At 72.9% G+C, this 7,511-nt stretch carries 6 protein-coding genes; 4 read left to right on the top strand and 2 right to left on the bottom strand.

The window, feature by feature from the left end; genetic code table 11:
• Positions 1 to 1,630 (top strand): sensor histidine kinase (locus FL583_RS35830; RefSeq protein WP_205752756.1); only part of this gene is annotated, 1,630 nt, incomplete at its 5' end.
• On the opposite strand, the gene FL583_RS35825 is transcribed toward FL583_RS35830, so the two are convergent.
• Positions 1,627 to 2,385, bottom strand: coding sequence for a serine hydrolase (locus FL583_RS35825; protein ID WP_170324048.1), 759 nt, complete (start codon positions 2,383 to 2,385; stop codon positions 1,627 to 1,629). The two genes, FL583_RS35830 and FL583_RS35825, sit on opposite strands and share 4 nt — an antisense overlap.
• 182 nt (positions 2,386 to 2,567) lie before the next feature.
• Here FL583_RS35825 and FL583_RS35820 point away from each other — a divergent pair, with 182 nt between their 5' ends.
• Positions 2,568 to 3,941, top strand: a complete 1,374-nt coding sequence (locus FL583_RS35820) for an NADP-dependent succinic semialdehyde dehydrogenase (protein WP_142709344.1) — start codon at positions 2,568 to 2,570, stop codon at positions 3,939 to 3,941.
• Between the two features lie 3 nt (positions 3,942 to 3,944).
• Here the strand turns inward: FL583_RS35820 and FL583_RS35815 are convergent, their stop codons facing one another.
• Positions 3,945 to 5,114 carry a serpin family protein gene (locus FL583_RS35815; protein ID WP_142709343.1) on the bottom strand — a complete coding sequence of 390 codons (1,170 nt, stop codon included), beginning with the start codon at positions 5,112 to 5,114 and terminating at the stop codon, positions 3,945 to 3,947.
• Positions 5,115 to 5,215: 101 nt separating this feature from the next.
• On the opposite strand from FL583_RS35815, the gene FL583_RS35810 reads away from it, so the two are divergent.
• A complete protein-coding gene (locus tag FL583_RS35810) occupies positions 5,216 to 5,980 on the top strand; it encodes a GntR family transcriptional regulator (protein ID WP_205752755.1) in 765 nt (254 codons plus the stop codon).
• Positions 5,977 to 7,443 (top strand): glycoside hydrolase family 3 protein, encoded by a 1,467-nt coding sequence (locus tag FL583_RS35805; RefSeq protein WP_170324046.1) that lies wholly within the window; start codon positions 5,977 to 5,979, stop codon positions 7,441 to 7,443. The genes FL583_RS35810 and FL583_RS35805 overlap by 4 nt, the downstream gene beginning before the upstream one ends.
• Positions 7,444 to 7,511: the final 68 nt, after the last annotated feature.

Below are 7,511 nucleotides of genomic sequence, written 5' to 3'. Positions count from 1 at the left end.
CGGGTCCGCGCCTGGCGGGTCCACGCTGCCCGCGCAGGCCACGCCTGCGCCTTCCGGGCCGCCCGCGGGGCCGCCTGCGGGCGGCCCGGAAGGCCGCGCCGACCCGCTCGCGCCCGGCGCCGCGCCCGGTTCCGCGCCCGGTTCCGCGCCCGGTTCCGCGCCGGGTTCCGCGCCCGGCTCTGCGCCGGGTTCCGCGCCCGGTTCCGCGCTCGGGGTGCTGGCTCTGCCTCATCGGTATGTCGTGTTGAACCGGACGCTCGACGGGACCGCGGCTCGGATCGGACGGGACGCCGGGGCCATCCCGGCCGCCCGCCAAGCCATGGACCTCGCCTTGCGACGGGGCAAACCCACCGCCAGCGCGACCTACGTCCTCCGCCGGGACGTCGAACAGGTGCCGGCCGCCCGGCGCCAGCTGTCGTTCGTGGTCGCGTCGCCGGTCCGGTTGCTCGGGAACGCCGGGACCGGTGAGCTCCGCGGGTGGCTGGTCCTGGGCATGCGTGGCCAGGACTTCCTCCAGCGGACCCTGCAACGCGCGGCTGCAGGCCAGGTCCGGGTCGAGCTCCGCGACGTTCAGGGTTCGACCTCGCAGCGGGTCGCCAGCTGGCCCCCCGGCACGCCAACGACCAGCGGCGCCTCCGCCACCAGCCCGGCCTCCGGCCCGGCCAGCGCCACCAGCCCGGTCACCGCCGAAAACACGAACACGAACGCACAGCACCGCCGCGTCGACGTCGCCGGCCGCACCTGGCTCCTCACCGTCGCCCCCATCGACGGCTACGTCCACCCCGACGGCACCCTCGACACGGTCGTCCTCGTCGCCGGCACGCTGATCGCCCTGCTCCTGGCCTCGCTCGTCGGCACGCTCAGCCACTCCCGCGCCCGCGCGCTGGCCGACGTCGACCGCGCTACGGCGGCGCTGCGGGCCGACGTCGCCCGGCGCGAGGACGTCGAGCGAGCACTACGTCGTCGGGAGAACGAGCTGGCCGGCTTCGCCGGGGTCGCGGCGCACGACCTCCGGACGCCGCTCACCGCCGCGTCCGCCTACCTGGAGGTGCTGGCCGACGACGGCGAGCTCGACGCGCAGAGCGCGGAGTTTCTCGGCCGGGCGCGGTCGGCGGTCGCCCGCACCGACCGGATGCTGACCGACCTGCTCGGGTACGCGACCGCGGACCAGGTCGAGCTCCGCCGGACCGAGGTCGACCTCGGACGCCTGGTGGCGGACGTGGTCACGGAGCGGACCGCCCGGCTGGACGCCGATCCGCGGCGGGTCGTGGTGGGGGAGCTGCCGGTGGTGTCGGGGGACGCGAACATGATCCGGCAGGTGCTCGACAACCTGATCGGCAACGCGCTCAAGTACACAGCACCGGGTCAGCCGCCGCGGGTGTCGGTGACCGGGCGGTGGGTCGGGAGCGGCTGGCGGATCGAGGTCGCCGACCGGGGGATCGGCCTCCCGGCCGCCGAGCGCGCCGGCGTCTTCGACGCGTTCCAGCGGGGCGCGGGCAGCGGCGGCTACTCCGGCAGCGGGCTGGGCCTGGCGATCTGCCGCCGGGTGATCGAACGCCACGGCGGCACGATCGGCGTCGACGACAACCCCGGCGGCGGCAGCACGTTCTGGTTCACTCTCCCCGGCTAGGCGAACAGGATGCGGGCGACCTCGGACGTGGTCTCCACCCCGGAGGCGTAGGTCCCGCGGGAGCGTTGATCGGCCATCACCGCGACGAGATACCGCTGATGAGCCCCCACCCAGCCGACCGAGTTGAGCACCCACCCGGCCCGGTACCGGAACCAGCCGTTCTTGTTGCCGCGCACCCAGCCCGACCCAGCCGACCACACGCCCCACTGCTGGTTGTCGGCCACCCCGCGCATCCGCGCCATCAGGTAGCGACGCACCTCGCTGGGCGTCTCGCGCACCACGTACCGGACCAGCCGGCGCAGGTCGGCCGCGGTCGTCTTCATCGAGCCCCAGTGCCGCTCGAGGCCGGGCACGAACCCGGTCTCGGTCATCCCGTAGTCCTTCCAACGGTCGACCATCGACGCGCCGCCATACCGGTTCCAGAGGTGGTTCGCGGCCCCGTTGTCGCTGCTCACCAGCGCCGCGTAGAGCCAGCGCCAGTCGTCGGTGGACAGTTGGACCTCACCCCGGTGGCGGCGCATCAGGATGTCGAGCGCGATCGCCAGCTTCGCGGTGGAGGCGGCGTAGATCGGCCGGTCGGCGTACTCGTTGCGCCAGACCCGGTCGCGCCAGCCGTCGGACACCGCGACCCCGGTATACCCGGGCCGGCTCTCCACGTACTTCTGCACCCGGGCCAGGCGGGCCGCGAAGTCGCAGTCGAATCCGGTGGTCGCATCGACACACCCGTCAGCGCGGGCAACGCCTGGAGCGACCACCAACGCTCCGCCCAGGAGGGAAACTAGGACACAGATCGCGAGACGTAGACGCACGGCACTCTCCGAGTCACTTTTGTACCTAAAAGTGACGGTAGTACCGATTTGGAACATTTAAGAGGACCGTTCACGGCGGGTCGGCCTGGGTACGTCGAACGCGACACCGAACAACGAGGAGGCGCTCCGTGGCGATCGCGACGATCGACCCGACCGACGGCCGGGTCCTCAAGACCTACGACCCGCTCACCGATGCGGACATCGAGACGAGCCTGGCCCGCGCCGCGACCGCGTTCGAGACCCTGCGACGGACGACGTTCGAGCAGCGCGCGACCTGGCTCCGCGCCGCCGCCGACATCCTGGACGCCGAGCGCGACGAGATCGCCCGCGTGATGACCGTCGAGATGGGCAAGACGCTGACCGCGGCGAAGGCCGAGACCGCCAAGTGCGCGACGGCCTGCCGGTTCTATGCCAAGCACGCCGAGCAGTTCCTGGCCGACGAACCGATCGACCCGGCGCTGGTCAAGGCCCGCCAGGCCTACGTGCGCTACCAGCCGCTGGGCCCGGTGCTCGCGGTCATGCCCTGGAACTTCCCGCTCTGGCAGGCGATGCGGTTCGCCGCCCCGGCGCTGATGGCGGGCAACGTCGGGCTGCTCAAGCACGCGTCGAACGTGCCGCAGACCGCGCTGTTCATGGAGGACCTGTTCCGCCGGGCCGGCTTCCCGGAGGGGTCGTTCCAGACCCTGCTGATCGGATCGGCGCAGGTCGAAGCGGTCCTCAAAGACAAGCGAGTGACAGCCGCCACGCTCACCGGTAGCGAGGGCGCGGGCAAGGCGGTCGCCGCGATCGCCGGCCGCGAGCTGAAGAAGACCGTGCTGGAGCTGGGCGGCAGCGACCCGTTCGTCGTGATGCCGAGTGCCGACGTGCAGAAGGCCGCCGAGGTCGCGGTCACCGCCCGGTGCCAGAACAACGGTCAGTCGTGCATCGCCGCCAAGCGGTTCATCGTCCACACCGACGTCTACGACGCGTTCGCGACCGCGTTCGTCGAGCGGATGGCCGCGCTCGTCGTCGGTGACCCGATGGACGAGAAGACCGACGTCGGTCCGCTCGCCACCGAGCAGGGACGCCGGGACGTCGAAGAGCTGGTCGCGGACGCGAAGGCGCACGGCGCGACCGTGCTCACCGGCGGCCAGGCGCCCGACCAGCCCGGCTGGTGGTACCCGCCGACCGTGGTCGCCGGCCTCACGAAGGACATGCGGATGTACGACGAGGAGGTTTTCGGCCCGGTCGCCGGCCTGTACCGGGTGAACTCCTACGAGGAGGCGATCGAGGTCGCGAACTCCACCGACTTCGGCCTCGGGTCCAACGCCTGGACGACCGACCCGGCCGAGCAGGAGCGGTTCGTGACCGACCTCGAGGCCGGTGCGGTGTTCGTCAACGGGATGGTCACGTCGTACCCCGAGCTCCCGTTCGGCGGTATCAAGACGTCCGGCTACGGGCGCGAGCTCTCCCACCAGGGCATTCGCGAGTTCTGCAACGTCAAGACCATATGGATGGCATGAAATTCAGGTTCTGGGTGGGTGGGTGGGGGGTGTAGGGCCGGAGGGTTGGGTGACCCAGGCCGAGAACACCGGGACGCGGTCCCAGGGGCCACCGGGCTGATTGGCCACCGCGACCACTGCGTACGGGCGACCGAAACGCAGGGTCGCGGTGCGGCGCACCCCGTCCCGCGGTTCGACGTACGACAGGCTCCGGACGCCCAGCGCGGTGACCGCGGCCGCCGCGAAGCCGGTCTTCGTGTACCGGGCCAGCGCGGTCTGGACGGCCTCGGCCTCGAGGTCGTCCTCCGGCGCGAGCAGCGAGAACAGCGCCGCGGCCGCCTCCCGGAAGCCTGCGTCCATCAGGTCGTGCGTGCTCTCGGCGTCCCAGGCCGGGAGGATCGCCTCGCAGCGCTCCTCCCGGCCGGTCCGGGACGTCGTCCGGACCGGCTCCTCGGCCAGCGTCCAGGCGTGGCCGTCGCCGAGTGGCAGGTCGAACAGCGAGCGCCGGTCGTCGTCCGCCGCCCGGTGGGCCGCGCGCAGCACGGTGAGCGGCGGCACGTCCGGCGCCGCGATCACCGATACGACCGAGATCGGCTCCGCGTCGCCGCTCGCCGCACGGTGCACCGCGATGTCGCCGGCCTCCGGGTCGGCCGCGATCCAGGCCTGGTGCGTCGGCGCCGACCGCAGCACGGTCGTCAGCTCCCAGTCGGTCCGGCCGAGCGCGCTCGCCGGGACGTCCTCGAACGGCTCGGCCCAGTCCACGTCGGTGGCCAGCGCCGACGCCAGCACCAGGACCGTCTGCGCGTCGAGCGGGAGCGGGAACTTCTCGATCAGCCCGCCGGTGCGTCCGGCGGTCCAGGCGTCCGCGTCGGCCTGGGACGGGACCGGCCCGCGCTCGACCGCGGCGCTCAGCCCGGCCTCCCACGCCTGCAGCGCAGGCGTCCGGCGGTCCGCCCTGGTCCAGACGGCCGCGGCCGCGCCGACCGCCGGGTGGGGCTTCTCCAGCAATGCGGACGCGTACCCGCGGGCGTCGGCGGCCGAGCAGCCGAGCGCGTCCTCGAGAGCCGGATCCGGACGCGCGCCCGCGGCCAGGGCCAGCACCAGCCAGGCGCCGAGCGGGGAGGCGACGTGGTGGTCGGATCCGATCGCCGCGTGCAATCGGTCGGCATAACGAGCGATCAGGGCCGGGAGCATCGCCCCAGTGTGGCAGCCGGACGCTTGACGGACGCCCGCGTGAAGTGGTCTAGTCCGGGCTGGACCAGATACCGTCGCCGCCGGAGGCCATGCTGAGCGCCGTGAACACACCCGCCGAGGGATCGAACGTGATCGACGCGCGCAGCCCGATCCCGAAGTACTACCAGCTGCGCGAGATCCTGCTCGACCTGATCGAGCGGGAACTCACCGTCGACGCGCCGGTGCCGAGCGAACGGGAGCTCGCGGCCCGCTACAACCTGTCCCGGATGACCGCCCGGCAGGCGATCGAGCACCTGGTCAGCGAGGGGAAGCTGTACCGCGTCCAGGGCCGGGGCACGTTCGTCGCCCGGCCGAAGATCGACATGCCGCTGCAGCTGACGTCGTTCAGCGAGGACATGCGGGCCCGCGGGATGATCCCCGGCGCGCGCGACCTGGGCCGGCGCTCGATCGACGCACCGGCCGCGGTCGCCCGCGAGCTCGGCGTCGAGGCCGGGGCGCCGCTGTACGTCGTCGAGAGACTGCGCACGGCTGACGGGGTGCCGATGGCGCTGGAGCGCTCGCACCTGCCCGCGCGGCTGGTGCCGGGGCTGCTCGACCAGTCGCTGGCCGACCGCTCGCTGTACCAGTTGCTGGCCGGCGAGTACGGCCTCGTGCTCGACCGCGGTGACCAGGTGATCGAGGCCGGCATCGCCGACCGGGGCGACGCCGAGATCCTCGCGCTCACGCCCGGCAGCGCGGTCCTGCGGCTGCAACGCCGGTCGTGGGCGGGCGCGGTGCCGGTCGAGTACGTCGTCTCCACGTACCGGGCCGACCGGTACCAGCTGCGGGCGTCGCTCGACATCGCGCCACCCAAGGGAGCCCCGTGACCGATCCGATAGACCGAGTGCTGCTCGTCGGGTTCGAGGAACCCGACCCGCCGGAGTGGCTGCGCCGGGCCGCGCCCGGCCTCGGGGGAGTGGTCCTCTACGGCCAGAACCTCCGGACCGATACCGACGCGTCCCGCCTGGCCACGCTGCTGCACGCCGAGTCCGACATCGTGCTGGCGGTGGACGAGGAGGGCGGCGACGTCACCCGGCTGCACTACCGCAACGGCAGTCCGACGCCGGGCAACTACGTGCTCGGCGCCGTGGACGACGTCGAACTGACAGCCGCGGTGGCGACCCGGATCGGCCTCGGCCTGCGGGCCGCCGGGGTGGGCTGGAACCTCGCGCCGGACGTCGACGTCAACTCGGCGCCGGAGAACCCGGTGATCGGGGTGCGGTCGTTCGGCGCGTCGACCGGGGTGGTCGCGCGCCAAGGGGCAGCCTGGATCCGGGCGTTACAGGCCACCGGAACGGCCGCCTGTGCGAAACACTTTCCCGGCCACGGCGACACGGTCGCCGACTCGCACCACGGGCTGCCGGTGGTGGAACTGAGCGAACGCGAGTGGCGGGACGTCCACCTGCCGCCGTTCGTCGCCGCGATCGAGGCCGGAGTCGACTCGATCATGACCGCGCACGTCGTCGTGCGCGCGCTCGACGACACGCCGGCGACGATGAGCCGTCGGCTGCTCACCGACGTACTCCGTACCGAACTCGGTTACGACGGGGTCGTCGTGACCGACGCGCTCGACATGGGCGCGATCCGAGACGGCGTCGGCGAACCGGCCGGCGCGGTCGCCGCGCTGCGGGCGGGCGCGGACGCACTCTGCCTCGGCGCGGTCGGCGGGGAAGGGCTGTACCGGCGCGTCCGGGCCGCGATCGCGGCTGCGGTCGAGGACGGCTCGCTGGCGCGGGCCCGGCTGGAACAGGCCGCCGACCGCGTCGAGGCCCTGTCGACCCGAATCCGCTCCGCCCCGGCCTCCGCGCCCGGTGGTGGCGACGATGAGCCCGGCGGCACCGATCCGGGGCTGCTGGCCGCTCGGCGAGCCGCTTTCACCCGTGGGCTGCACGGGCCGCTGGCCGGGCCACCCGTGGTGATCGAGTTGCGCGGGGAGTCGAACCTGGCCGTCGGCGAGGCTCATTGGGACCTGGCCGAGCCGTTGCGCCGGCTCGGTATTGAGCCCCGACAGGTCCATCGTCTGTCCAGTGGGGATCTGCGGTACGGCGCCGAGACCCTGCCTACCGCCGACGGTTCGCCGGTCGTCGTGATCGGACGAGACGTCGTGATGCACGAGTGGCAGACGGCCGCCTGGCGAACCATCTACGGGCAGCGGCCGGATGCGGTCCTCGTCGACCTCGGGCTGCCGCGACCGGACGTCGCGCTCCCGGGACAGCGCGTGTTCGTCGGCGGAGCCGGACGACCGAACCTGCAGGTCGCAGCCGAGCTACTCACCGGCGCCGGTCACTGACCGCAGCGTTACCGAAATGAACTCTTGACGGGCAACGGGGGAAGTGCCAATCTCCCGGGCTAGACCGG

This window comes from Cryptosporangium phraense, from assembly GCF_006912135.1.
Lineage (GTDB): Bacteria > Actinomycetota > Actinomycetes > Mycobacteriales > Cryptosporangiaceae > Cryptosporangium > Cryptosporangium phraense.
Note: the sequence above shows the minus strand (reverse complement) of the source record. Positions and strands in the feature narration are given on the sequence as shown.

Coding starts and splice junctions, on each gene's coding strand:
- FL583_RS35815 (WP_142709343.1), bottom strand. CDS start 5,114: ATGCTCCCGGCCCTGATCGCTCGTTATGCCGACCGATTGCACGCGGCG.